The sequence below is a fragment of the [Mycobacterium] manitobense genome (genome assembly GCF_025821665.1).
Taxonomy (GTDB): Bacteria; Actinomycetota; Actinomycetes; order Mycobacteriales; family Mycobacteriaceae; genus Mycobacterium; species Mycobacterium arseniciresistens.
This window is the reverse complement of sequence record NZ_JACKSJ010000159.1, coordinates 1-23801: the sequence shown is the minus strand read 5'-3', so window position 1 is coordinate 23801 and position 23801 is coordinate 1. Positions and strand designations below refer to the sequence as shown.

Here is a 23801-nt window from a genome sequence, read left to right as displayed (position 1 = left end):
GCCCCCATGGCCGCGGCGCGGTCGCGGCGCTGCGGCACCGGATCGACTGCCAGGACTGTCGCCGCGCCCTGGAAGAGCGCGCTGCGCACGGCACACAGTCCGACGGCGCCGAGGCCGATGACGGCGACCGTGCCGCCGGCCGGGAAGTCGGCGCGCTGCGCCGCGGCCCAGCCGGTGGCCAGGTTGTCGGTGAGCAGCAGCGCCTGCTCGTCGTCGATGCCGTCGGGCACGGCGAGCAGCTGGAAGTCGGCGGCCGGGACGGCCAGCAGTTCGGACTGCGCGCCGCCGAGCACCCCGGCGCCGAAGATCTGCGGGCCGGAGTGACACCGGATCGGGTCGAGCGTCGCGCAACCCGCGCAGTGCCCGCAGCCGGCCACCGACGACACCAGCACCCGGTCGCCCACCCGGACCGTCCGGACGTCGGGGCCGATGTCGACGACGGTGCCCACGGCCTCGTGGCCGAGCGCCACCGGCTCGAACATCGGGTAGTCGCCCTCGTAGAAGTGCAGGTCGGATCCGCAGATGCCGGACGCGCTCACCGCGACCACCGCGCCGTCGGGCCCGGGCAGCACCGGGTCGGGCCGATCGTCCACGCGGATCGTCGCCGGCCCGTCGATGATCACGCTACGCATGGCGCGCCACCTCCGAACCCGCGGTGACCGGGGCCGACCGCAGCACGAAATCGTCCCAGACCGGCTCCCGGACCGCTGCGTGGTATTCGTGGAGCTTCCACGGGCTGACCGTATGGATCTCGCCGAACGAGTTCTTGAAATACGAGTGGGCGATCGAGGGATGTGCCCACACCGTCTGCCGGATCGCCTCCTGTGAGCGGCGCCGCCACTCGTCGGTGGCCTCCGGTGTCGGCTCCATCGAGTGCACGCCGTCGGCCAGCCTGGCCAGGCACTGCCCGATGTAGCGCATCTGCAGTTCCGAGTTGAGGATGAGGCTTCCGCCGTGGGCCAGGTGGGTGCCGGGACCGTAGGTGAGGAAGAAGTTGGGGAAGCCCGGCACGGTGATCCCGCGGTACGCATACGGCCGCTCACCCCACACCTCTCGCAGGTCGGCGCCGTCACGACCGGTGACGGTCATCGGCCACAGCACCTCGGTGGCGCGGAAGCCGGTGGCGTACACGATGACGTCGACCGGGTGCTCCTGCCCGTCCGCGGTGACGACACCGGTGGCGGTGATCCGTTCGATCGGTGTGCGGACCAGGTCGACGTGGTCGCGGCGCAGCGTCCGGATCCAGCTGCCGTTGTCCTGCAGGGTGCGCTTCCCGGTCGCCGGGTAGTCGGGGAGCAGCTTCTCCAGCAGCGCGGCGTCGCCGTCGACCTGGGTGGTGATCCAGTCGGTGAACATCAGCCGGGCCATCGCATTCATCTCGCTGACCGCGTGATCCTGCGGCGAGTAGCCGGGATCCACGCGCGCCGCGTCGAGGCCCTTGTCGGCGCCGGGCCACAGCACCAGGAAGCGGTACCAGCGGCTGTAGAAGGGCAGGTGCTCCATCGCCCACCGGGTGCCGTCGCCGACGCGGTCGTGGTACATCGGATTCGGGAACATCCACTGCGCGGTGCGCTGGAAGACCGTCAGGTGTGCGACGTCGTCGGCGATCGCGGGCGCGATCTGGAAGCCGCTGGCGCCCGCGCCGATCAGCGCGACCCGGCGGCCGGTCACCTCCGCGCCGTGGTCCCACGCGGCGGAGTGGAAGGCCGGGCCGGTGAACTCCGCCGCGCCGGGGATGTCGGGGATGTGCGGCCGGTTGAGCTGGCCGACGGCGCTGATGACGGCGCGAGCCGCCACCGTCGACGTGGCGCCGTCCGCCGCGCGCAGTGTCACCCGCCAGACACCGCCGTCGTCGTCCCACGCGGCGGAGACCACCTCGGTGCGCCACCGCACCTGCTCGGCGATGCCGTGCCGGGCCGCCACGTCGGCGAAGTACCGCCGCAGTTCGGGCTGCTCGGCGAAGTAGTGGCTCCACGCGTTGCTCGGTTCGAAGCTGTAGCAGTAGAAGTGGTTCGCCACGTCCACCCGCGCACCCGGGTAGGTGTTCTCCCACCACGTGCCGCCCGGGCCGGCGTTCTTCTCGATCACCGTGAACGGCAGGCCCGCCTGCTTGAGCCGGATCGCCGCCAGCAGGCCCGACTCGCCGCAGCCGATCACCAGCACCGGGACCTCCGATGCGGCGGCGGGGTCGAGCGCCTGCGGGCGGCGCGGATCGGTGCCGTCGAGGTCCAGTTCCTCGGACATCAGCGGGAGGTACTCCTCGCCGACCGGCTCGCAGGCGGCCCAGTCCATCATCCGCTTGACGACGCCGGGATCCAGCGGCGCCGGTTCGGGGCAGCCGCGGTCGCGGTAGTCGACGATCACCTCGAGTGCCACCGCTCTGGCCCTGGCCCGGTCCTCCTCGGACATGAAGCCCTGGATCTCGTTGAGGAACACACCGGCCTGCGCGAACTCGTCCAGGTAGCGGGTGTCACCGGTGATGTGCACCAGGCTGAGCAGCAGTGTCGGCACGCTGACGTCGACCAGTGCCGCGGCGATGTCCTCGGTGGAGGTGGTGAACGGGGTGCCGGCATACCGACTCCGCATGCAATGTCCTTCCCGGGCCTCGGCGAAATACGCTACGCGCCGTATCGTAACGGGGCGTGGCTCGGCCGGGGACCGGTTGAGACGCAATGCCTAGATCGGGTGCGTCAACCCGGGCAGGCAGTTGATGAACGGGATGCACGGCGGCCGCGGCGGCGCCGGCGGGCCGGGCGGCTGGCCGGCGATCATGACAGGCTCCGTCAACGGGGCGTTGGGGTCGAAGTAGAAGCTGTGACACACGTTCATGTCCCAGTCCGGGATCGGCTCCATCCCCGAACCGGGGCACCACAGCTGGCTGCACATGCCCTGGGCGTTGCACTGCATCGGCGGGCCCTCGGGCGGCGCGCAGGGCGGGGTGTTGGCGTTCGACGGCGAGCAGAAGGGCGCCGCGAGAGCAGTGCCTGCCGACGGCCCCACCATGGCGAAGGTGAGACCGCCCGTGACGGCTGCTGCGGCGGCGAATCCTGCGACCAGGCTTCGATTCATGACAGGTCCTTTCGGCGTGCCACGGGGTGGCAGGCGAGTGAGCCCATTACACGCCGGCGACGTGCCTACCGATCCCAACTTTGCCCGATCCGGCGGCCTGTCCAGCGCGGATGCCGACGCCGCGGCGTTGCCGTAGCGTGTTGGCCTGGCGCCGGGGTGTAACGGCGCCTTCCGGTGCAACGATGCACAGTGGTGTAGCGCAAAGACGCAGTGCACCAACGCAATCCGTCGTCCAGCTGTGCGGGGGCCAGTTCATGTGACGACGCCCACACCGACCCTTTAGGACCAGTGACAGGCCCCCGAGAGCACCTCAACGCAGAACTGCGCGCGCCCCGGGTACACCGGCGGACGGCGCTCAAGCTGCCTCCACTGCTGGCAGTGGGCGCGATGCTCACCCAGCCCCCGCGGGCGGGCGCCCAGGCCGGCAGGTGGCCCGCCGAGCGCGCGCACCGCTGGTACCGGGCGCAGGGCTGGCTCGTCGGCGCGAACTACGTCACCTCGAACGCGATCAATCAGCTGGAGATGTTCGGTGCGGCCACCTTCGACCCGCGGCGCATCGACGCCGAACTGCGCGCCGCCCGGCTGATCGGCTTCAACACCGCTCGGGTGTTCCTGCACGATCAGCTGTGGGTGCAGGACAAGGCGGGATTCCAGCGCCGGCTGTCACACTTCGTGACGATCGCGGCGCGCCACCGCATCAAGCCGCTCTTCGTCCTCTTCGACTCGTGCTGGGACCCGTTCCCCGCGGCAGGCCGCCAGCGCGGGCCGCGGCCCGGCGTGCACAACTCCGGCTGGGTGCAGAGCCCCGGCGCCGAGCGTCTCGGCGACCCCGGCTACCGGCGGGTGATGCGCGACTACGTCGTGGCGGTGCTGAGCCGGTACCGCAATGACGCCCGGGTGCTGGGCTGGGACCTCTGGAACGAGCCGGACAATCTGGCACCGCAGTACCACCTGGTCGAACGCAGGGACAAGCTCGATCTGGTCGCCGGGCTGCTACCGCAGGTGTTCGGATGGGCGCGGTCGGTGGACCCGGACCAGCCCCTGACGAGTGGTGTCTGGCAGGGCGAGTGGCGGGACCCGCTGCGCCGCAGCCCGATCGCGGCCATCCAGCTCGACAACTCCGACGTGATCAGCTTCCACAGCTACGACCACCCGGCCGGCTTCGAGGGCCGGATCGGCGAACTCGCGCCGCTCGGACGACCGATGCTGTGCACGGAGTACCTGGCCCGTTCGATGGGCAGCACCGTCGAAGGCATCCTGCCGATCGCCAAGCGGCACAACGTCGGCGCGTTCAACTGGGGTCTGGTGGCCGGGCGCAGCCAGACGATCTTCCCGTGGGATTCCTGGGAGCGTCCGTATCCGGCCGACCCGCCGGTGTGGTTCCACGACCTGCTGCACCCCGCGGGCCGGCCTTATCGGCATGACGAGATCAAGACGATCCGTGCGCTGACCGGCCGGCCGCGGCCGACCTGACGTCACTGCACCGTGGCCGGGTCGCCCTGCGGGGCGGGCAGGTTCAGCGCGTTCACCGCGAAGTCGGCGGCCTGTTCGGTCATCCCGTTGGACTTGTAGGAGCTGTGCGCGGCCCGGTCCAGCCCGCCCGGCGCGCACACCGGATCACCGGCGGCGCACAGCTGGAGCGTCTTCGGCGCATAGGCGTTGCCGATCGCGATCGGCGGTGCGCTGTGGTCGACGAGGCCCAGGAACCAGCTGTCGGGCAGACCGAAGAGCACCACCGCCGCGACGTGGGGAGCGACCGAGGCCGGTAGCGGTCCAGTGAGGCCGGAAGGCAGGACGACTCCCGCGGGCACGCTGTCCGAGGTGGTGTAGGCGGCCACCGCCGCGCCCTGGGAGTAGCCGCCGAGCACGATCCTGGTGTCCGGACAGGTCGCCGCGATCGCCTCGACCTTGGCCGCGGTGTCGGCGACGCCGCCGACGGCCGCCTGGAAATCGAGTGACGCGGGGTAGTCGACGCCATAGGCCTCGACGCTGCGCCCGGGCAGGCGGGCATCGAGCGCGTCGACGAACGCCTGACCCGTCGCCCCGACACCGGGCGCCTCGAACGTCCCGCGCGCGAACACCGCCTCGACGTCCGGGCAGGACGGATCGGCGGTGGCCACCCCGGCCGCCTGCGGTCCGAGCACGGCGGCGAGCACCGCCACCCCGACCGCGAGTCTGCGGAACAACGGCGGAACGGCGGTGACTTTCGATGCGGCGCTGGTGGTCATGGCCGTCCTTCCGACGGGGGGCTCTCGTGGTCGGCACAAGAGTCCCCCGCACGGGGGTGTCAGCACATCGGCGCTGGCACCCGTGACGGCTACCGGCTAGCAGGAAACTGCTAGCCCTGTGCCACCGTTTCCACGGGTTCGGATTCGCCGCCGGGCAGCTTGCCCACCGCGTAGTCGGCCGCCTCGTTCACCATGCCGTTCACGACGTAGGCACCGTGCGCGCCGTTGTTCCCGCCGCCCGGTGAGCACACGGGATCGTCGACGACGCACAGGTCGAGGGTCTTCGACACGTACCGCGAGCCGACGTTGATCGGCGGCGCGCCGGTGTAGATCATCTGCAGGAAACCGCTCGAGGGCTTACCGAACAGCGTCACCGCGGCGACGCGATCGGCCACCTCGGGCTCCATCGGTCCGCTCATCCCCGGCGGCGGTGTGTAGCCCTCGGGCACGGCGTCCTCGGTGATGTAGGCCGCCACCGCGGCGCCCTGGGAGTAGCCGCCGAGCACGATCTCGGTGTCCGGACAGTTCGCCGCCGTGGCGCGCACCCGGTTGCTGGCGTCGATGACGCCGTCCGCTGCCGTGGCGAAGTCCAGCGACGCCGGGTAGTTCACCGGGTAGACCTCGACCGACTTACCGGGCGTCTTCGCGCGCAGCGCATCAACGAAAGCCTGCCCGACGCCGCCCACGCCGGCCGGTTCGAACGTGCCCCGCGCGAAGATCACCTCCACGTCGGGACACGGCGCCGCGTTCGCCGGAGCGGCGACCACGACCGAACCCGCGACCGCCGTCACAGCGGGCACCAGGGCAGCGAACCAACGACCAACTCTTCTCATCCCGACCGCCTGATCTCGAAGTTGCCTAACTGCCGGTGCGCTCACGGTGTTTGCACCCCGGCCAACAGCAGGGCCGGCGCTGGCCCTCCTCCAGTTCTTCCCGGGTGCGCCGGATGCGGCGTTCCCGTGTCGTCTTCTGCTTGGCGTCCTCCACCCAGCAGATGAACTCGTTGCGTGCCAGCGGCGTGATGTCCTTCCACGCGGCGAGCGCGGTGGCGTCGTCGACCAATGCCGCGCGCAGGTCCGCGGGCAGCTCGTGCACCACCCCGCCGGGCACCCGCTGACTGCTCACCGACTCAGCGTAACCCCGTCCGCGCTCCAGGTCATGGCGTGGGAGTGCCACCGCGACAGCACGTTACGGGCCGACGATTTTATTCCCGATTCGGCCGGCGAATAGTCAGCGATTGTAGGGCTGCTCCTGGATCCAATTGAAGCCCCGTTCGACGAGTGGGAACGTCGCCGGATCCATCCGGGTGAACCACGCGTGGATGCGGTGACCCGCGAAATCCTCGCCGTCGATCACGATCCTGTCGGTGCTGCCCGCATCGGGCCACCAGTAGCTCAGGCGGATCGTCGCCGGTGTCTCCTCGTAGGACCCGAGTTCGATCCGGTTGGTCAGGTCGATGAAGTGGGTGCGCGCGTCGATGGTCCCGCCGAACACCTCGAACGAGTCGTCCATGTGCTGCACGGTCACCATCACCGGATCCGACATCAGGAACGGCCGGTCGAAGATCACCCGCCGCCAGCGCAATTCGTCGGTCAGCAACGGGTCGCGGCGGTAACCCTCGGCGGAGAACCCGTCGACCTGCCAGATGCCGTAGAGGTTCGGCGTCGGCCGGGTGAACTGTCGCCAGCCCTGCCCGCCGAACGCGGCCAGCAGCATCACCCCGACCAGCACCTGCGCCACCACGGCCGTGCGGTTCGCCCGGCGGCCGTCGAACAGGGGTGTCGCCTCGGCGGCTGCGACCGCACGGTCGGTGAACAGCGCCGCGAACAGCCGGCGCGCGTGGGGGGCGAGCAGGAACAGGCTCAGCAGCAGCAACTGCGACGACACCGACTTCAGCCGGATGTCGTAGGTCATGTTCAGGATGAACACCTGGGTGAGGTCGAACGCGCACACCAGCGCACCGGCAAGGGCCGTCCGCGGGAGCAGCAGGAGCAGCCCGCCGAGCACCTCGGCCGCGCCGAGCATCATCTGGTAGGGCTGCGAGATGCCGACCTGCGCCCACAGGGCACCCGTCGGACTGAAGTTCCCGTACGGCTCGACCAGCCGGTTCAGCACGAACGGCATCTGCGTCGGGATCACCTTCGCCATCCCGAAATAGAACATCGCCGCGGCGAGCATGAGCCGAAGGACCGTCCACACCCAGGTGTGCAGCCGGTCGTAGCGCCTGCGGCGCCGGTCGAGCACCGACCACACCGCCGTCGCCACCGCCGCCAGTGCGGCGATCAGGACGATCGCCGACCACTGGAAAGCGCTGTCACTGCCGACCTGGGCGCCCTGCACGTGCAGGCCGAGCAGATGGGTACCGGTCCACTCGATCGGCGGCCGCATCACCGTGACCGCTGCGCGCATCGCCGACCAGGGGCCCTCGATGCCGATACCCGCGAGCACCACCGGCACCAGACCGATGCCGAGCGCCAGGCCGAAAGCCCCGAAGTAGCAGCTGCCGAAGCGGAAGGCGAGCAGGGTCGGCAGGCTCCACGGCGGCCCCGGCGCACCGGGCTCGGCGACTCGGGAAGCGTGAGCCTCGCCGCCGGGGCTGTCCTCGACGTCGGGCTCGATCATGAATCTATAGTCAGGGCTGCGCTCGGGATCCGCGAGCGCTTTCTTGCCGACGGAGGTCGACAGTGACGTCAGCCGCGTACACCAGAGGACGGTCGCTGGCGATCGTCACGGCCGCCTACGTGGTGGCCGTCGCCGTCGCGGTGGCCTACCTGCTCTGGGGTCCCGGCACCGGCCGGCTCTGGCTGGACGCTCTCATCGCCGACGTGCTGGCCACCCTGGTGATCTTCGGGTTCAGCCGGATCTACCGGAACTCCAGCTTCTACGACGCCTTCTGGAGCGTGATCCCGCCTCTGCTGCTGACGTACTGGTGGATCGCGGCGCCGGCCCCCGACACGCTGCGGTGCGTCCTGGTGGCGATCGTCGTGGGGGTCTGGGCGATTCGGCTGACCGGTAACTGGGTCTACGCGTTTCCCGGTCTGCACCACGAGGACTGGCGCTATCCGATGTTCAAGGAGCGCGCCGGCCGGTGGGAATGGGCCGCCGACCTGTTCGCCATCCACCTCATCCCGACGATCCAGGTGTTCCTCGGCATGGTGCCGGTCTACGTCGCGGTGACCCGCCCGGGGCCGGGGCTGACCTGGCTGGCGTGGGCGGCGTTCGTCGTGGGTCTTGCGGCGGTCGCGCTCGAGTTCGCCGCCGATGCGCAGATGCACCGGTTCGTCGCGGCCCGGCGGCCCGGCGAGGTGATGGACCGCGGACTATGGAGCTGGTCGCGGCACCCGAACTACTTCGGCGAGTTCGCCTTCTGGGTGTCCCTCGCAATGTTCGGCATCGCCGCCGCCCCCGGCGACTGGTGGTGGCAGATCATCGGCGCCACGGCGATCCTCGCGATGTTCCTCGGCGCCAGCATCCCGATGATGGAGGAGCGCAGCCTGGCGAGGCGGCCCGACTACGCCGGCGTCGTCGAGCGAGTCTCCCGGTTCGTCCCGCGGCCGCCGCGCGAGCGATCCACGACCTGACCCTCCGCACCGCACGGCATGTGGCGTAGGTCACAATTCTCTCAGTCCTGTCACGAACGGGCGTCCGCCGGGATCTCGAGGACATCGCCCCCGGAACAGGAGACCCAGATGAGCGAGAACCGCATCCACGCCGTCGTCGTCGGCGGTGGCTACGCAGGAACCCTTGCCGCCAACCGTCTGCAGCAGCATCCCGATATCGACATCAGCCTCGTCAACGCCCGCCCCGAATTCGTCCAGCGGCTGCGGCTGCACCAGTTCGCCACCCGCACCGGCGACGCAACCGCCGACTACGGCACGCTGCTCGGCGAGAGGGTGAGGCTGGTCGTCGACAGCGCCACCCGCATCGACACCGCAGACCGCGTGGTGCGACTGGCATCGGGCGGTGCGCTGCGCTACGACTACCTCATCTACGCCGTCGGCAGCACCGCGGCGCTGCCGCCGTCGGTGCACGGAGCGGCCGAACATGCCTACGCCGTCGCAGAATTCGAGCACGCCACGCGACTGCGGGCCGCTCTCGACACCGTCGGGCCGAACGCTCCGGTGACCGTCGTCGGCGCGGGGCTGACGGGAATCGAGACCGCCGCCGAGCTCGCCGAGAGCGGTCACGCCGTCACACTCGTCGGCGGTGGGAGGCTGGCTCCGTCGTTCTCCGCACCGGCAAGGCGGTCGGTGGCGGCGTGGTTCGCCGACAACGGTGTGCGAGTGATCGAGTCGGCCGTCGTCACCGAGGTCCGGCGCGACGCCGTGGTCTTCGCCGACGGCACCGTGCACCCGAGCGCGATCACCGTGTGGACGGCCGGCTTCGGGGTGCCCGACCTTGCCGCGCGCAGCGGGCTGCGCACCGACCCGCTCGGCCGTCTGCTCACCGACGAGACACTGACCAGTGTGGACGACGACCGTGTGCTGGCGGCAGGGGACGCGGCCGCACCGTCGGGACGGCCACTGCGGATGAGTTGCTATGCCGCTGGGCCCACGGCGGCCACCGCCGCCGACACCGTGCTGCGCCGTATCGCCGGCGATCGGCCGGCGCCACTGAGCCTGATGTGGACGGTGACCAACGTCGGGCTGGGCCGGCGGGCCGCGGTGTTCCAGCCCACCCGCAGGAACGACACGCCGGTGAACTTCCACCTCGGCGGCGGGATCGGCAGCCGTGCCGCGGGGGCGGTGAAGGAGGCGGTCACCAGGGGCACGCTGTGGGGCCTGCGCCGCGAAGCGCGCAAGCCCGGTTCGACGGTGTGGCCGAAGGCCCGGACGCGACCCGAACTGGTGGATCCGCCGGTGCAGGCGGTGCCGTCGTGACCGACCACGCCGAGCGGTTCAGCCTGCTGCGGCCGCTGCTGTTCACCATCGCCTACCAGCTGCTCGGCTCGGCGACCGAAGCCGACGACGTGCTGCAGGACAGCTACCTGCGCTGGGCCGACGTCGACCTCGCGACGGTCCGCGACACGAAAGCCTATCTGGCGCAACTGGTCACACGCCAGGCACTCAAAGCGCTGCGGTCCGGTGCCCGTCGCCGCGAGGACTACGTCGGGCCGTGGCTGCCCGAGCCGCTGCTCCTCGACGACCGCGACGCGTCAACCGACGTGGTGCTCGCCGAATCGGTCTCGATGGCGATGCTCGTGCTGCTCGAGACGCTCACCCCCGACGAGCGGGCGGTGTTCGTGCTGCGCGATGTGTTCGACTTCGAGTACGGCGAGATCGCCGAAGCCGTAGGCAAATCCGAGGTCGCGGTGCGCCAGGTGGCGCACCGGGCGCGCGAACACGTGCGGGCACGCCGCAAGCGGTTCGACCGCGTCGACCCCGAGCAGACCACCAGGATCACCGAGCAGTTCCTCGCCGCGGCCACCACCGGCGACGTGGACGAACTGATGAGGCTGCTCGCGCCTGATGCCACCTGGACCGCCGACGGCGGCGGCCGGGTGGGCGCCGCCCGCAGGCCGATCACCGGCGCCGACCGGTTGGTGCCGCTCATCGTCGGCCCGTTCCGCCGTGGCTTGGCGACGCTTCGCACCGAGGTCATCACGGCGAACGGCGCACCCGCAGTCGCCGTCTACAGCGACGATCGGCTGGAGGCCGTGCTGGCCGTCGAGATCGTCGACGGCCGGATCACGAACCTCTACGCGATCGCCAACCCGGACAAGCTCTCGACGGTCACGACGGCGCGCACCATCAGCCGGTAGCGCGCCGCCGACGTCACGGATTCAGGTTGACCGTGTGGGTGCTCGACAGGTTGGTGCCCAGGTCGGCGCGTCTCGTGCTGACCACGTCCCAGGTGGATGTGCCGATCTTGTAACAGGATTCGAACCTGTCGTACGGATTGACGTACATCGTCGGACCGTTGGGGTCTCCCCACCAGGTGCCGTCGGTGGCCAGGGCGTAGAAGTACGCGTACCTGTTCGTCGTGTAGATGGCCGACTTCTTCTCACCGGGGGCGAGCACCCACCACCCCTTGGTCGCCCAGCCGCCGTACTGGCCACAGCCGTCCTGATCGCGTTTCATGACCGCCACCGAGACCGTGCGTCCGTAGTTGTTCCGGAATGCCAGATACATGGTCTCAGCCCCTCTGCTCGTCGATGACGTCTTCGGTCACGGCGCCGTCACCGGCGAGATCGCGCTTACGGTCCTGCCGGCCCGACGGCTGCTGGTCTTCCGATGTCTCATGTTCCGAGTCGGATTCGTCGTCGGCGGCGAAAGCCTCCGTCGGCGCCAACTGTTTTGTCCTGTCGTTCGTCATCTCTGTTCCCCCGCTTGTTGTGTCGGCACGGCTGGTGCCGGGCCGCAGGTCGAGTGTGCGCAGAATTCGTGGCGTTCACGTGGGTAGTCGACTACCCGAGTCCAGGGGTTCCGCGGTCCGAGACGTGTCGGACCCCTCTGCGATGATGGGTTCATGTCCTCGAGCGCAACGTCTTTCGCTCCTTCGGTGAGGCCGAAGGACCGGCTCGATGTGTTGTTCGACGAGATCGCGGAGTTGTGCGGTCAGCGCAATGCGATCGACGGGCGGCTGGTGGAGATCGTCGCCGAGATCGACCGCGACGGACTGTGGGGGATGACGGGCGCCAAGTCGGTGGCGGCGATGGTGGCGTGGAAGACCGGGTCGTCACCAAGGAACGCTGAAGTAGTCACCGCCGTCGCGCAGCGGTGGGAGGAACTGCCGCGCTGCACCGAACTCTTGCGCGACGGCCGGGTGTCACTCGATCAGGTCGGGGTGATCGCCGAGAAGGCCGGGCCGGGCTCTGATGCGCACTACGCCCAGTTGATCACCGCCGCGACGGTGAACCAGTTACGCACCGCGATCAAGCTCGAACCCCCACCCCCACCCCCACCCGACCCCAAGCCGGAACCCGCACCGTCCTACAGCAAGACCACCGACGACAAGGGCACCACCTACCGGATCTGGCTGCCGCGACTGGAGGCGGCCAAACTCGACGCCGCCGTCGAGTCACATCTCGACGGGATGGTCGCCGACTGGAAACGCGACCGCGCCGAGGGCGAGACCGAGACCGACGGCGACGGTCATGTCGATGTCGATGTCGATGACGATGACGGTGACGGCCACGGTGCATCCGAACAAACGCCGCCGATGCCCACGACGGTCGATGCGTTCATGAGTGTTGTCGAGGCCGGCTGGGACACCGAGGTTGCCCGCCGCCCACACGGACACCGCACCACCGTGATCGCCCACGTGGACGTCAAGGAAAGGGTGGCCTCGTTGCATCTGGGCCCGCTACTCACCGACGCCGAGCGCCAATTCCTGCTGTGCGACGCCACCTTCGAGGTCTGGCTGGAACGCCACGGACAACCCATCGGGTCCGGGCGCGACACCCGCCAGATCAGCCGCAAACTACGGCGGGCCCTCGAACACCGCGACCGCTGCTGCGTGGTCCCCGGATGCGGGGCCACCCGCGGTCTGCACGCCCACCACATCCGGCACTGGGAGGACGGTGGCGCCACCGATCTCGACAACCTGGTTCTGGTGTGCCCGTATCACCACCGGATGCACCACCGAGGCGGCATCACCATCACCGGCCCCGCCGACAAGCTGGTCGTGACCGATTCCAATGGGCGGCAGCTCAGTTCGGCGTCACTGGCCAGACCACCGACCACACCCCCACCCGATGTACCACCCTGTTCCGGGCCCACCGGCGAACGGGCCGACTGGTGGTGGTACGAGCCGTTCCAACCCCAACCACCACCGTCGGCCAACTAATCCATCCGCCCGGCGTCCACCAGCCGGATCACCGGGACGCCCTCCTCGTCGGACGCCTCGAGGTCGACCTCGACGTCGATGCCCCAGTCGCGGTCGCCCGCCGGGTCGTCGAGGATCTGCCGCACCCGCCAGACACCCGGCTGCCGGTCGATGATCAGCAGCGCCGGGCCGCGGGCGTCGGCGCCGATCCCCACGTCGGCGTGCTCGGCGAAATACTCCCGTCCGGCGTCGGCCCACCGTTCGGCGTGCCACCCTGACCCGGAGTCCAACTCGCCCAGCTCATTCCAGCGGCGGCGGGCGAACTGCTCCACCCGGCGGAACAGCGCGTTGCGGACCATCGCGGTGAACGCCCGCTCGTTGCCGGTCAGCGGGCGCGGCCGCACGGGCACCGCTGGGATCTCTGGGGCAGCTCCACCGTGCTGATCGGGACTGGTGAGCTGCTCCCACTCGTCGAGCAGGCTGGAGTCGACCTGGCGCACCAGTTCGGCGAGCCACTCGACGATGTCGGTGACCTCCTCGGTGCGCGCGGCCGCAGGCACCCCGGACCGCAGCGCCTTCACCGCGTCGGACAGGTAGCGCAGCACCGCGCCCTCGGACCGGGTGAGCTTGTAGGTGCTGACGAACTCACGGAAGCTCAGCCCGCGCTCCCACATCTCCCGCACGACGGACTTCGGCGACAGCGGTGAGTCCGCCGCCCACGGGTTCGTCTGCAGGTACACCTCATAGGTGTGCTGCAGCAGCTCTTCGAGCGGCCGCGGGTAGGTGACGTCGTCGAGCAGCTCGATCCGCTCGTCGTACTCGATGCCCTCGGCCTTCATCGCGGCCACCGCCTCGCCCCTGGCCTTGTTCAACTGCGCGGCCAGGATCTGACGCGGGTCCTCCAGCGTCGCCTCGATCACCGAGACGACATCGCGCGCATACGATTCCGACTCCGCGTCCAGCACATCGATGGCGGCGAGGGCGAAGGTAGACAGCGGCTGGTACAGCGCGAAGTCGCGCGGCAGGTCGACGGTCAACCGGTAGCGCCGCCCATCGGGTTCGGGGGCCTCGAGGCGTTCGACGACACCGGCCTGCAGCAGCGAGCGGGCGATGCCCACCGCCTCCCGGATGAGCTGGAGCTGGCGCTTGCGGGGCTCGTGGTTGTCGGTGAGCAGCCGCCGCATCGCGTCGAACGGGTCGCCGGGACGGTCGACGACGTCGAGGATCATCGCCGTCGACACCCGCATGTTGCTCGTCAGCTGCTCGGGCGCCGCCTCGACCAGTCGCGTCATGGTCTTCTCGCTCCACGGCACCATGCCCTCGGGCACCTTGCGCCGCACCAACTTACGGCGCTTCTTCGGGTCGTCGGCCACCTTGGCGAACTGTTTGAGGTTCTCCACCTCGTGCTCGGGGGCCTGCACCACCACGGTGCCCGCGGTGTCGTATCCGGCGCGGCCCGCCCGCCCGGCGATCTGGTGGAACTCGCGCGCATTGAGCAGCCGGGTGCGGATGCCGTCGTACTTCGACAGCGCGGAGAACACCACGGTGCGGATCGGCACGTTGATGCCGACGCCGAGGGTGTCGGTGCCGCAGATCACCTTCAGCAGCCCGGCCTGCGCGAGCTGTTCGACCAGCCGCCGGTACTTGGGCAGCATCCCGGCGTGGTGCACACCGATGCCGTGCCGCACCAGCCGCGACAGCGTGGCGCCGAACGCCGAGGAGAACCGGAACGCGCCGATCAGGTCGCGGATCGCCGCCTTCTCCTCCTTGGTGCTGACGTTGATGCTCATCAGCGCCTGCGCCCGTTCCAGCGCGGAGGCCTGCGTGAAGTGCACGACGTAGATCGGCGCCTGCCTGGTGTCGAGCAGGTCGCCGATGGTCTCGTGCATCGGCGTGGTGGCGTAGGAGTAGAACAGCGGGACCGGCCGCTCGGCGTGGGCCACCAGTGCCGTCGGCCGCCCGGTGCGGCGGGTGAGGTCCTCGCGCAGGAACGTGACGTCGCCGAGCGTGGCCGACATCAACAGGAACTGGGCGCGCGGCAACTCGAGCAGCGGCACCTGCCAGGCCCAGCCCCGGTCGGGATCGCCGTAGAAGTGGAACTCGTCCATCACCACCAGGCCGATCGCGGCGTCCGGCCCTTCCCGCAGTGCGATGTTCGCCAGCACCTCGGCCGTGCACGCGATGATCGGCGCGTCCGCATTGACCGCCGCGTCGCCGGTCAGCATGCCGACGTTCACCGCGCCGAACACCCCGCACAGTGCGAAGAACTTCTCGCTGACCAGCGCCTTGATCGGGGCGGTGTAGTAGGTGCGCCGCCCCGCCGCCAGCGCCGCGTACTGCGCGCCGGTGGCCACCAGCGACTTACCCGAACCGGTCGGCGTCGCCAGCACCACGTTGGCGCCGCTGACCAGTTCGATCAGCGCCTCCTCCTGCGCGGGGTACAACGCGGTGCCGTTCGCCTCGGCCCACGCGGCGAACGACGCGAAGAGTCCGTCGGCGTCGTCGCCCATCGCGCGCAGCGCCGACAGGTCGTCGGGGTCGTCGAGCAGGGGGGTGGGTGACATGGCCCCACCAGCGTGCCCGACGCGCATTTGGGATCGGTAACCGGCGCGGTGGGGTGGACTTGGCGGCATGACACGCACACACGCGCGCTTCGTCGGGTTCGCCGCGGCGCTCGCCGCCCTGGCGATGACCCCCGCCTGCTCCACGGACACGCCGCCGACGGCGCCGGGCACCGTGACCGTCACCACGACGGTCGCCGCGCCGACGAGCTCCGCACCGGCCCCGACGGTGACCGTCACGCCGACAGCGACGCCCACGGCCGCACCGCCGGCCCAGCAGTCCGACTGCGCCGTCAGCCCGGAGAACTGGCCGGTGCCACACGACGAGCCCTACGGCTTCGTCCCCGAGGAGTACCGCCTCTCGGTCACGATGAGCGGCATCCCCGCCGGCACGATCACACCCGGCGCGGCGCCTGCCGAGGTCGAGGTGACGGTGTGCAACGACACACCGGTCGACTACCCGTCCGTCGGCGTGGGGCTGGTGCTGGACAACTGCAGCTGCGCGCCGCTCCCGGGCATCGCGAAGGGAACCGTCGAGCGCTACGACGCGGCGGCCGGTTCCTGGGTGCCGGTACAGAGCCCCGCGGCGGGCCTCGGCATGGACCACCTCGGCCAGTTCACCGACCTCGGGGGCTTCCCGAAGGGCAGGGCCGTGACGCTGCGGTACCGGGTCGCGCTCGACGCGGCCATGGCCGACGGTGAGGGCGGGATCTCCGCGACCGCGGTCACCGCCGACGGGTCGCTGATCCAGATCGGTGACGCCAGGCGGCCGTTCACGGTCACGGCGGAGGGCTGAGGGTCGACTCGACATCCGGCGCGGCGGCGCCGGTCCAATCCGGTGGCGGACGCAGGCTCGCCAGCGCCAGACTGCTCAGTCCCATCAGCGTCATGGTGAGGATCAAGAACGGCCCGTAGCCCCCGTTGGCGTCGGAGATCGCCCCGGCCGCGAGCGGCCCGAACGCCGTGCCCAGCGAGAGCGCGGCCACCAGGCCGCCGAACAGGCCGCCGAAGTTCCGGACGCCGAAGTGCCGGGAGGCGAGATAGGCGATCACGTCGACCTCGGCGCCGAGGGTGAGGCCGAACAGCGCCGCCGCCACGGTCTGACTCACCGGATTCGTGCCGTCGAAGAGCAGCAACGCGCTTCCGACGATCGGCACCAGGTAGGCGCAGGCACCCACGACGCGTCCGGGGAAGCGGTCGAGCAGCACGCCGATTCCCAGCCGGCCCACGATCGAGAAGATCCCGACCAGCGCCGCCGTGCCCGCCGCGGCCAGCGGTTCGGTACCGGCATCACGCAGGATCGGCACCAGGTGCACGACGACGCCGAGGGTGGTGAACGCGAAGAGTCCTGCGGCGAGCAGGAGCCGGTAGAAAGTGGCCGACCGGAGTCCCTCGCGCATGGTGAGACCGGCCAGTGGCGGCGGCGGCGGCGTCGCGGCGGCGACGTCGACCGGTGGTGCCCGGCGTTCGTCCTGGGCGCCGCGGAAGAACAGTGCCACCACCAAGACCACCAGCGCACCCCACAGCAGACCGAGTCCGACGAACGCGCCGCGCCAGCCGTAGGCGGCGATGAAGGTGGTGGCCAGCGGCGGGAAGACCGCCGCGGCCAGGGAGCCGCCGGACAGCGTGACCGCGAAGGCCAGCCCGCGGGAGCTGTCGAACCGGCTGGCGACCGCGCTGGTCCACACCGTCGTCTGCACCCAGAACGAGGCGAAGGACAACACGGCCCACAGCAGGATCCAGTTGGCCAGCGATCCGGTGGCGCTGCCGAGCAGTGCGAACGCGGCGCCCACCAGCACCACACCGGTGATGCCGACGCGCCGCGGTCCCATCCGGTCGACCAGCAGACCGATGGGCAGCGCGGCGACGGCCGCGGCCATCCCGACGATCGTCAGCCCCAGCGACGCCTCGGCCCTGGACCAGCCGAACTCCTCCTGCAGCGGCGCCATGAACGCGCCGAGCGAGTAGACGTGCATGACGCCGATCGAGTAACCCAGGCCGGCGGCCGCGGGCAGCTTCCAGAAGCGCCGCCACTCCGTGACGCTCGCGCGGTCGAGACGGCTCATGGGCAGCGATGCTAAGCGATCGCCCAGCGTTGCGAGGCCGCCATCGGGGATTCGCGCCGCACTGCCATATGGTCGAGCGGTGACGATCCCCGGCCAGATCAGCTACGACGACGCGTTGCGGAACCGGATCGCGACGCACCTGGCCGGGCACGACCGCCGCACCGTCACCGACCCGACGAAACGGCACGCCGCCGTCGCCGTCGTGCTCGTCGACTCCGATCTCGGCGAGGACCGGGTGGACCCCGCGCCGGTGGACGACTGGATCGCCGGGCGGCCGATGCCCGAGGCCGGGCTCGACGGCCGCATGGTCGACGTGTCGGGTGGGGCGGCATTCCTGTTGTGCCGCAGGGCATCCCGGCTCAACACCCACGCCGCCCAGTGGGCGCTGCCCGGCGGTCGGCTGGATCCGGGGGAGACCGTGGTCGAGGCGGCGCTGCGCGAACTCGACGAAGAGGTCGGTGTCGGGCTGCCCGAGGAGAACGTGCTCGGCCTGCTCGACGACTACCCGACGCGGTCCGGCTACGTCATCACCCCGGTGGTGGTCTGGGGCGGCGGCAGGCTCGACCCGCGGCCGGCGCCCGACGAGGTGGTCGCCGTCTACCGGGTGGGCCTGCACCAGCTGCAGCGCGCCGACTCGCCACGGTTCATCACCATCCCGGAGAGCCCGCGGCCCGTCGTGCAGATCCCGCTGGGCAACGACCTCATCCACGCCCCCACCGGCGCGGTGCTGCTGCAGCTGCGGTGGCTCGGGCTCGAAGGCCACCACGACCCGGTCGACGAACTCGAACAACCGGTGTTCGCCTGGACGTAGATGGGGTAGACACAGCGCCATGTCGGTGCTCGTTCCCGGTGAGACGTGCTGGCGGGTGGAGCGTGCGGAACGGTTCGCCTGCATCGTCGACGCCGCCGACTACTTCCACCACGCGAAGACCGCGATGCTGCGCGCGCGACACCGGATCGTGCTGATCGGCTGGGACTTCGACACCCGGATGACCTTCGAGCGCGGCGGCAAGCGGATCGCCGGGCCGAACCAGCTGGGCGCCTTCCTGCGGTGGATCTCCCGGCGCAGGCCGGACCTCGAGGTCCACGTGCTCAAGTCGAACCTCAACATGTTCCCTGCGCTGCAAGGCATCTGGCAGGGCATGACCCCGGTGGTGGTGAAGAACTGGCTCAGCAAGGAGCGGCTGCAGTTCGCGATCGACGGCGCCCACCCCACCGGTTCGGTGCACCACCAGAAGGTGCTCGTCATCGACGACGCCATCGCCTTCTGCGGCGGGATCGACCTCACCCTCGACCGCTGGGACACCCCCGACCACGAGCACAACAGCCGGTTCCGCCGCGCCCTTGGCCGCAACTACGGCCCCCGGCACGAGGTCGCCGTCGCCGTGGACGGCGACGCCGCACGGGCGCTCGGCGAGCTGGCCCGCGACCGCTGGCGCGCCGCGACCGGCCGCCGACTGGAACCCGTGCACGCCGCCCACACGGCGTGGCCGCGCAGCCTCCACCCCACCCTGACCGACATCGACGTCGGCATCGCCCGCACGCTGCCCGCGCTGGAGAACCAGACCGAGGTGCGGGAAGTGGAGGCGCTGAACCTCGAGGCGATCGCCACCGCCCGGGACACCATCTACCTGGAGAACCAGTACCTCGCCTCCCGGACACTCGTCGAGGCGCTCGCCGCCCGGCTGCGCGAAGCCGAGGGACCCGACGTCGTCGCCGTGATGCCCCGGCAATCGGAGAGCCGACTCGAGCAGACGGCGATGGACAGCGCCAGGCAGCGGCTGCTGCACGTGCTCTGGTCGGCCGACGAGCACGGCCGGTTCGGCATCTACTGGCCGGTGACCGACGGCGGCAGCCCGGTCTACGTGCACTCCAAGGTCATGGTGATCGACGACCGGCTGCTGCGCGTCGGCTCCTCGAACCTCAACAACCGGTCGATGGGGTTCGACAGCGAATGCGACGTGGCCATCGAGGCCGGCGCAGAAGCGGCCGACGGCAGCGGTCAGGACGACGTCCGCGCGACCATCGTCGCGGTGCGGCACCGGCTGATCAGCGAGCACCTCGGGGTGTCGGCGGGCGAGTTCGAGCGGACGCTGGCGCGCCGGGGCTCGTTCCTGCAGGCGGTCGAGGAGTTGCGCGGGCACGGCAGGACCCTGCGGGTGTTCACCGAGGAGACGGTGGCCGGCGAGGCCGGTCCGCTCGCCGAGAACGACCTGATGGATCCCGACCGCGTGCCCGCCTCGCTGACCCGGAGCCTGCAGCGGTTCCTCACCGGGTTGCGGGGGGAGTGACCGCGCGGTCGCGCCTGCGCACCAGCGCGACGGCGAACGGCACCGCGACCAGTCCCATCAGCAGCCCGCCGGTGACCGCCGAGCCGGGCAGCCCGAAGAACACCGCGTGGGCGAGCACCGAGGAGAAGTACACCCACAGGTACAGCGCCGCCGCCGGGCCCGACGGCCGGTCCTCGCGGCGCAGCAGCGCGTGCAGCGCCGCCACCACCAGCGCCGACACCAGCAGCCAGCCCGCGTAATTGGTCAGCGGTATTCCCGGGACCAGCGGCAGACCGGGATCCGGGTGGAACCACGTCCAGTGGCCGGCATCGACCATCTGCGGGTCGAGGAACACATCCCACACCGTCAGCGCCACCGCACCGACCGCGACGACGGCGGGGCCGCGCACCGCGAGCGTGCGGGCCACCACCAGCGCGGGCCAGGCCATCATCACCCAGGCCATCGGCACCACCAGCGGGACGCCGAGCACCTCGGCGCCGAGGGTGCCGGTGTAGGCGTACGGCCCGAACGGCAGGCCGGTGGCCACCCCGACCGCCTCCGCGAGCAGTCCGCCGCCACCGGCGACCGCGATCAGCACCGCGGCCCCGACGGCGCCGTGCAGCCGCGCGACGTCGGCGACGGCGGCGAGGAAGAAGACCATCACACTCGTGACCGTGACCTCGGTGCGCCACGTCTCGGGCGTCAACGGGTAGGCGATCTGCACGAGGACCGCGGCGGCGACGAGCGCCCACACCAGGCGGTCCGCGGGGATCCGCACCCGCGCTCCGAGCAGGGGGCCGGCCAACGCCACGCAATACCTCCGCTGGTCGACGGTTCCGTAGAGTTTGCAGGTGCCCGCTGCTCGCCTGACCGAAACTCTACGGGCACTCGTCACCGCCGGATCGGCGCTGGCCGCCGCCGGGACCGCGCATGCGGTGCTGAACCTGCGGCTGCTGCGGCGCCCGCCCGACGTTCCGCCGGAGGTGACCGCCCCGGTGTCGGTGCTGGTGCCGGCGCGCGACGAGGCGCACCGCATCGCGCCGACGATCCGCTCGCTGCTCGCCCAGCGCGGCCTGGCCGACGCCGAGATCCTGGTCCTCGACGACGGCTCCACCGACGGCACCGCCGACGTGGTGCGGCGGCTGGCCGGGCCCGACCCGCGGTTGCGGGTGCTGACCGGCGCCCCGCCCCCGCCCGGATTCCTGGGTAAACCGCACGCGTGCGCGCAACTGGCGGCCGCGGCCCGCGGCGAGGTCCTGGTGTACATCGACGCGGACGTGGTGCTCGCCCCGCATGCCGTCGCCGCCGCGGTGGCGCTGCTACGGGGACCGCGGCCGCTGGACCTGCTCAGCCCGTGGCCGCGACAGGTCGCGGCGGGGGTGGCAGGCAGGCTCGTGCAGCCGCTGCTGGCATGGTCGTGGCTGACCACCTTGCCCCTGCGGATCGCCGAGCGGTCCGCGCGGCCGTCGATGGCGGCGGCCAACGGGCAGTTCCTGCTGGTGGAGGCCGCCGCCCTGAAACGGGCAGGCGGTTGGCAGGCGGTGTCGGGCGCCGTCCTCGACGACATCGGCCTGGCCCGCGCGGTGCGCGCTGCCGGCGGCCGGACCGGCATCGCCGACGGGTCGGCGCTGGCGACCTGCCACATGTACGCCACCGGACGCGAACTGCGGGAGGGGTACCGCAAGTCGCTGTGGGCGGCGTTCGGATCACCGGCGGGGGCCGTCGCCGTCGCAGCGGCACTGACGGTGGTCTACGTCCTGCCCGCGGCCGCCGCGCTGACGGGCTCGCGCATCGGCGCGCTCGGCTACGGCGCCGCGGTCACCGGGCGCGCCCTCGCGGTGCGGTGGGGCGGCAGACCGGTGGACGCGTTCGCCCACCCGCTGTCGGTGCTCGCCCTGCTGGGGTTGCTGGCGTCGTCCTGGACCGGCCGGGCGACGGGATCGCTGAGCTGGAAGGGCCGGCCGGTATGAGCCGCATCGTCGTCGTCGGCGCGGGCCTTGGCGGACTGGCCGCCGCCGCCCGCCTCGCCGCGGCAGGGCACCGGGTCACGGTGTTCGAGAGCGCCCCGGCCGTCGGCGGCAAGCTCGGCGTCGTGTCGCGCGACGGCTTCACCTTCGACACCGGCCCGTCGCTGCTCACCGTGCCCGACGTGCTGGAGCAGCTGTTCGCCGACACCGGCGGTCCGGCCGACCTGCCGCTCACCCGCGTCGACCCGGCCTGCGCGTACACCTTCGGCGACGGCACCACCCTTGCGCTGCCGCACGCCGCGGCCGACGTGCCCGCGGCGTTCGACGGCGCCCTCGGCCAGGGTGCGGGCGAGGACTGGCGGCGGCTGCACGAGCGGTCGCGGCGGCTGTGGGAACTGGTCGGCGAGCCGGTGCTGCGCCGGCCGATCTCGCTGCCCGCGCTGGCCCGGATGAGCGCACGGCCGGCGGATCTGCGGGCGGTGGCGCCGTGGCAGACGATCGACGGCCTCGGCCGCCGCATGCTGCCCGACCCGCGAATGCGGATGTGGTTCAACAGGTATGCCACCTACTCCGGTTCCGACCCGCGCCGCACGCCCGCGGTGCTCGGGGTGACGGCGTTCGTGGAGCAGGAGTTCGGCGCCTGGTACGTGCCCGGCGGGCTGCGCCGCATCGTCGACGCCGTCGAGAAGCGCTGCGGTGACCTCGGCGTCGAGATCCGCACCGGCACAACGGTCGACGAGGTGCTGGTGTCCGGCGGCCGGGCCCGCGGCGTGCGGGCCGCCGGGGCCGAGGTCGCCGCCGACGCCGTGGTGAGCAACGCCGACGCGACGGTGCTCTACGACCGGCTGCTGCCGGCCGACGCCGCAGCGACCATGCGGCGGCGGGTACGTCGGCACACCCGGTCGATGGCCGGATTCGTCCTGCTGCTCGGCCTTTCGGGACGCCGACCGGGCGCCGCGCACCGGGTGTACTTCCCGCGGGACTACGACGCGGAGTTCGACGCGATCTTCGGCCGCGTGCCGCGACCGGTCGCCGATCCGACGGTGTACGTACACGCCCCCGACGACCCCGCGCTGCGCCCGGACGACGATTCGGAGGGCTGGTTCGTGCTGGTCAACGCGCCCGCCCACGACCCGGGCCGCGGCGTCGACTGGGACGAACCGGGCCTGCGCGAGCGCTACGCCGACCGCGTGCTCGACGTGCTGGCCGACCGCGGCGCCGGCGTCCGCGACCGCATCCGGTTCGTCGAGGCCTCGAGGCCCGCCGATCTGGAACGCCGCACCGGCGCACCGGGCGGGGCGATCTACGGCTCGGCGTCGCACGGCCCGCGGGCGGCGCTGCGGCGGCCGGCCAACCGCAGCCCGCTGCCCGGCCTCTATCTCGTTGGCGGCTCCGCGCACCCCGGCGGCGGCATCCCCCTGGTGCTGATGTCGGCCGAGATCGTCGCCGGCCTCATCGGGCGGGCGGGAACTCCGGCGGCATCGACCGGCGCACCCCGACCACCAGCTGGACGAGCCCGACGGCTCCCGCGGCGGTCCACGTGACCGCCATCAGCAGGCCCCACCCCCAGCCGAGCGGCGGCACGCCGGCGGGGAACGCCGCAGCGCCCGCCGCCGCCAGCCCGACCACGATCAGCCGGGTCGGCCGTTCGGCGACGGTGACGGTCCCGACGCCGGGCATGCCGACGGCCTGCGCCCGCGCCCGCAGGTACTCGAGCAGGAACATCAGCGCCAGCGCGGACGCCACCCACGCGTGCGGTGCGCCGAGCACCAGCAGCACGCCGCCGAGCAGCAGATCGCCGATGCGGTCGGCCATCGCGTCGACCACCGCGCCGAGCGGGCGGGCCCGGCCGGTGCGCAGCGCGACCGCGCCG

22 protein-coding genes and 1 pseudogene are annotated in these 23801 nt (G+C 71.4%); 10 read left to right on the top strand and 13 right to left on the bottom strand.

The window, feature by feature from the left end; translation table 11 throughout:
* From H7I41_RS19555 to H7I41_RS19545, 3 genes are all read right to left on the bottom strand, one after another.
* The coding region (locus tag H7I41_RS19555) for an alcohol dehydrogenase catalytic domain-containing protein (RefSeq protein ID WP_264014271.1) at nt 1-632 on the bottom strand (632 nt) is incomplete at its 3' end.
* Nucleotides 625-2586 (bottom strand): flavin-containing monooxygenase, encoded by a 1962-nt coding sequence (locus tag H7I41_RS19550; protein ID WP_264014270.1) that lies wholly within the window; start codon nt 2584-2586, stop codon nt 625-627. The genes H7I41_RS19555 and H7I41_RS19550, both read right to left, overlap by 8 nt.
* Nucleotides 2587-2676: 90 nt before the next feature.
* Nucleotides 2677-3069, bottom strand: coding sequence for a hypothetical protein (locus H7I41_RS19545; protein WP_264014269.1), 393 nt, complete (start codon nt 3067-3069; stop codon nt 2677-2679).
* Nucleotides 3070-3456: 387 nt separating this feature from the next.
* Between H7I41_RS19545 and H7I41_RS19540 the strand changes: the two genes are divergently transcribed.
* Nucleotides 3457-4542, top strand: a complete 1086-nt coding sequence (locus H7I41_RS19540; protein ID WP_264014273.1) for a glycoside hydrolase 5 family protein — start codon at nt 3457-3459, stop codon at nt 4540-4542.
* 2 nt (nt 4543-4544) lie between these two features.
* On the opposite strand, the gene H7I41_RS19535 is transcribed toward H7I41_RS19540, so the two are convergent.
* The 4 genes from H7I41_RS19535 to H7I41_RS19520 all read right to left on the bottom strand — a co-directional run bounded on the left by H7I41_RS19535 (nt 4545) and on the right by H7I41_RS19520 (nt 7919).
* Nucleotides 4545-5297, bottom strand: coding sequence for a cutinase family protein (locus H7I41_RS19535; protein WP_264014268.1), 753 nt, complete (start codon nt 5295-5297; stop codon nt 4545-4547).
* Nucleotides 5298-5407: 110 nt separating this feature from the next.
* Entirely contained in the window at nt 5408-6130 is a 723-nt protein-coding gene (locus H7I41_RS19530) for a cutinase family protein (RefSeq protein ID WP_264014267.1), read from the bottom strand.
* A gap of 25 nt (nt 6131-6155) precedes the next feature.
* The gene (locus H7I41_RS19525; protein WP_264014266.1) at nt 6156-6422 is read right to left on the bottom strand and encodes a YdeI/OmpD-associated family protein; all 267 of its coding nucleotides are present in this window, start codon (nt 6420-6422) and stop codon (nt 6156-6158) included.
* A 105-nt stretch (nt 6423-6527) separates the two neighbouring features.
* The gene (locus H7I41_RS19520; RefSeq protein ID WP_308214642.1) at nt 6528-7919 is read right to left on the bottom strand and encodes a DoxX family protein; all 1392 of its coding nucleotides are present in this window, start codon (nt 7917-7919) and stop codon (nt 6528-6530) included.
* A gap of 62 nt (nt 7920-7981) precedes the next feature.
* Here H7I41_RS19520 and H7I41_RS19515 point away from each other — a divergent pair, with 62 nt between their 5' ends.
* From H7I41_RS19515 to H7I41_RS19505, 3 genes are all read left to right on the top strand, one after another.
* Entirely contained in the window at nt 7982-8878 is an 897-nt protein-coding gene (locus H7I41_RS19515; protein WP_264014265.1) for a DUF1295 domain-containing protein, read from the top strand.
* Between the two features lie 108 nt (nt 8879-8986).
* A complete protein-coding gene (locus H7I41_RS19510) occupies nt 8987-10177 on the top strand; it encodes an NAD(P)/FAD-dependent oxidoreductase (RefSeq protein ID WP_264014264.1) in 1191 nt (396 codons plus the stop codon).
* Nucleotides 10174-11058 carry an RNA polymerase sigma-70 factor gene (locus H7I41_RS19505; RefSeq protein ID WP_264014263.1) on the top strand — a complete coding sequence of 295 codons (885 nt, stop codon included), beginning with the start codon at nt 10174-10176 and terminating at the stop codon, nt 11056-11058. Before H7I41_RS19510 ends, H7I41_RS19505 begins: the two co-directional genes overlap by 4 nt.
* 13 nt (nt 11059-11071) lie before the next feature.
* On the opposite strand, the gene H7I41_RS19500 is transcribed toward H7I41_RS19505, so the two are convergent.
* Together H7I41_RS19500 and H7I41_RS19495 are read right to left on the bottom strand one after the other, a co-directional pair.
* Nucleotides 11072-11377 carry a hypothetical protein gene (locus tag H7I41_RS19500; RefSeq protein ID WP_372503770.1) on the bottom strand — a complete coding sequence of 102 codons (306 nt, stop codon included), beginning with the start codon at nt 11375-11377 and terminating at the stop codon, nt 11072-11074.
* Between the two features lie 55 nt (nt 11378-11432).
* Entirely contained in the window at nt 11433-11612 is a 180-nt protein-coding gene (locus tag H7I41_RS19495) for a hypothetical protein (RefSeq protein ID WP_264014261.1), read from the bottom strand.
* A gap of 153 nt (nt 11613-11765) precedes the next feature.
* Between H7I41_RS19495 and H7I41_RS19490 the strand changes: the two genes are divergently transcribed.
* Entirely contained in the window at nt 11766-13085 is a 1320-nt protein-coding gene (locus H7I41_RS19490; RefSeq protein WP_264014260.1) for an HNH endonuclease signature motif containing protein, read from the top strand.
* Here the strand turns inward: H7I41_RS19490 and H7I41_RS19485 are convergent.
* Nucleotides 13082-15628, bottom strand: coding sequence for a DEAD/DEAH box helicase (locus H7I41_RS19485; RefSeq protein ID WP_264014259.1), 2547 nt, complete (start codon nt 15626-15628; stop codon nt 13082-13084). The two genes, H7I41_RS19490 and H7I41_RS19485, sit on opposite strands and share 4 nt — an antisense overlap.
* Nucleotides 15629-15695: 67 nt before the next feature.
* On the opposite strand from H7I41_RS19485, the gene H7I41_RS19480 reads away from it, so the two are divergent.
* Nucleotides 15696-16421, top strand: coding sequence for a hypothetical protein (locus tag H7I41_RS19480; RefSeq protein WP_264014258.1), 726 nt, complete (start codon nt 15696-15698; stop codon nt 16419-16421).
* Here H7I41_RS19480 and H7I41_RS19475 read toward each other — a convergent pair.
* Nucleotides 16405-17691 (bottom strand): MFS transporter, encoded by a 1287-nt coding sequence (locus tag H7I41_RS19475; RefSeq protein ID WP_264014257.1) that lies wholly within the window; start codon nt 17689-17691, stop codon nt 16405-16407. The genes H7I41_RS19480 and H7I41_RS19475 overlap by 17 nt on opposite strands.
* A gap of 79 nt (nt 17692-17770) precedes the next feature.
* On the opposite strand from H7I41_RS19475, the gene H7I41_RS19470 reads away from it, so the two are divergent.
* On the top strand, nt 17771-18502 hold the full coding sequence (locus H7I41_RS19470) for an NUDIX hydrolase (protein ID WP_264014256.1): 732 nt from the start codon (nt 17771-17773) through the stop codon (nt 18500-18502).
* A 19-nt stretch (nt 18503-18521) separates the two neighbouring features.
* A complete protein-coding gene (locus H7I41_RS19465; protein WP_264014255.1) occupies nt 18522-19982 on the top strand; it encodes a phospholipase D-like domain-containing protein in 1461 nt (486 codons plus the stop codon).
* Here H7I41_RS19465 and H7I41_RS19460 read toward each other — a convergent pair.
* On the bottom strand, nt 19960-20772 hold the full coding sequence (locus H7I41_RS19460) for a carotenoid biosynthesis protein (protein WP_264014254.1): 813 nt from the start codon (nt 20770-20772) through the stop codon (nt 19960-19962). The two genes, H7I41_RS19465 and H7I41_RS19460, sit on opposite strands and share 23 nt — an antisense overlap.
* Before the next feature lie 40 nt (nt 20773-20812).
* On the opposite strand from H7I41_RS19460, the gene H7I41_RS19455 reads away from it, so the two are divergent.
* Together H7I41_RS19455 and H7I41_RS19450 are read left to right on the top strand one after the other, a co-directional pair.
* On the top strand, nt 20813-21931 hold the full coding sequence (locus tag H7I41_RS19455) for a glycosyltransferase family 2 protein (RefSeq protein ID WP_264014253.1): 1119 nt from the start codon (nt 20813-20815) through the stop codon (nt 21929-21931).
* Nucleotides 21928-23472, top strand: a complete 1545-nt coding sequence (locus tag H7I41_RS19450; protein ID WP_264014252.1) for a phytoene desaturase family protein — start codon at nt 21928-21930, stop codon at nt 23470-23472. Before H7I41_RS19455 ends, H7I41_RS19450 begins: the two co-directional genes overlap by 4 nt.
* On the opposite strand, the pseudogene H7I41_RS19445 reads toward H7I41_RS19450, so the two are convergent.
* Nucleotides 23381-23801, bottom strand: a pseudogene (locus tag H7I41_RS19445) (hypothetical protein); the annotation flags it as partial. The gene H7I41_RS19450 and the pseudogene H7I41_RS19445 sit on opposite strands and share 92 nt — an antisense overlap.